The sequence below is a fragment of the Bradyrhizobium sp. 31Argb genome, assembly GCF_043638955.1.
Lineage (GTDB): Bacteria > Pseudomonadota > Alphaproteobacteria > Rhizobiales > Xanthobacteraceae > Bradyrhizobium.
Map to the genome: position 1 here is coordinate 1 of NZ_JBEGDB010000580.1, position 1,498 is coordinate 1,498.

A 1,498-nucleotide genomic window follows, 5' to 3' on the forward strand; every position below is an offset into this window, starting at 1 on the left:
ATGCGCTCCGTCTATCAAACGGAGCAGCCCCTTCCAACTAAGCACGTGGTCCCACAATCGGGGTCCATTTCAGACCAACACACGCGCCCGCGCACCATCGTGCGCTCGGCCAGCGATCGCAGGTAGACGCACCGATGCGACCGAAAACGATCCGGCTGTGGTCGCGCATTCACACATGGACTTCGCTCGTCAGCATGGTGTTCTTGCTGATGCTGTGCGTGACCGGCCTGCCATTGGTTTTCCATGACGAGATTGACGATCTGCTCGAGGAGGAGATCGCGGCGCCTGAGATGCCGGACGATACGCCGCGTGCATCGCTTGATCGGGTGATCGAGGTCGCGCGGCAGCGCTATCCCGGCGAGTTCGTTCTCATCGCCAATCTGAAGCAGGCGGAGCCGCTGGTCACGGTCGCAATGTCGCCGACCGCCATGCCTGCGCCCGGCCAGTTTCATCGCGTGACCATCGATGCGCGCACAGCCGAGGTGCTCGGCGAGGAGGCGCCGCATCAGGACGTGATGGATATCGTGCTGCGCATCCACAAGGACATGTTCACGGGCCTGCCGGGCGAATTGTTCCTCGGCGCAATGGGCGTTGTCTTCGTCGTGTCACTGATCTCGGGGATCATCGTCTACTGGCCGTTCATGCGGCGGCTGGATTTCGGCACGATCCGACGCGGCCCGTCGCCGCGGCTCAAATGGCTGGATACGCATAATATGCTCGGCATCGTCACGGTGACCTGGGCCGTGGCGGTCGGCTTGACCGGGACGATCAACACGCTGGCGACGCCGCTGTTCGATCTGTGGCGCGCGCAACTGGTGCCGGTTCTGCTCGCCCCGTACCAGGGCAAGCCGGTCGCGGCGATTCCCTCCGTTCAATCCGCCGTCAGCCGCGTGCGCGAACGATTTCCGGATCGATTGGTGACCTCAGTCACCATGCCGACATCGGCGCGCTTCGGCAGCCCGCAACATGTGATCGTCTGGACCAAGGGCGCAACGCCGTTCACGGCGCGCATGCTGCAGCCGGTGCTGGTCGATGCCAACAACGGCGAGAATATCCTTGCGCCGCAGGTGCCCTGGTATCTGAGGGCGCTGCAGGTCTCGCGACCGCTGCATTTCGGCGATTATGGCGGGTTGCCGCTCAAGATCGTCTGGGCGTTGCTCGATCTCGTCACCATCATCGTGCTGGGCAGCGGCATCTATCTGTGGTTCGCCAAGCGGCGCACCGCGCCGGCGCGGATGAAGCTGCCGGATGTGCGGCCGGCTGTGGAGAGCAAGGTCTAGCCATATGGGGCGGGCCGTAGGGCGGATCTACGGCGTCGTCGCACGCTCCGCTGTCGTCCCCGTGAAAGCGCGCGAAAGCGGGGGGCCCATAACCACAGGGAGGCGTTGTGGCGCGGGCAAGCGGTTGCAGCGGAGCGCACTACAAAGGCCTGTGGTTGATGGGGTGGACGGCCCCCTACGGCATCAGTTGTGCCAGAATGAGGTTGTCGAAATCTCAA

The 1,498-nt window shown here is 63.9% G+C and carries 1 protein-coding gene; it reads left to right on the top strand.

The features are described from left to right. Positions 1 to 134 precede the first annotated feature (134 nt). Positions 135 to 1,280, top strand: a complete 1,146-nt coding sequence (locus tag AAFX91_RS41565; protein ID WP_394570333.1) for a PepSY-associated TM helix domain-containing protein — start codon at positions 135 to 137, stop codon at positions 1,278 to 1,280. The last annotated feature ends 218 nt before the right edge of the window (positions 1,281 to 1,498 follow it).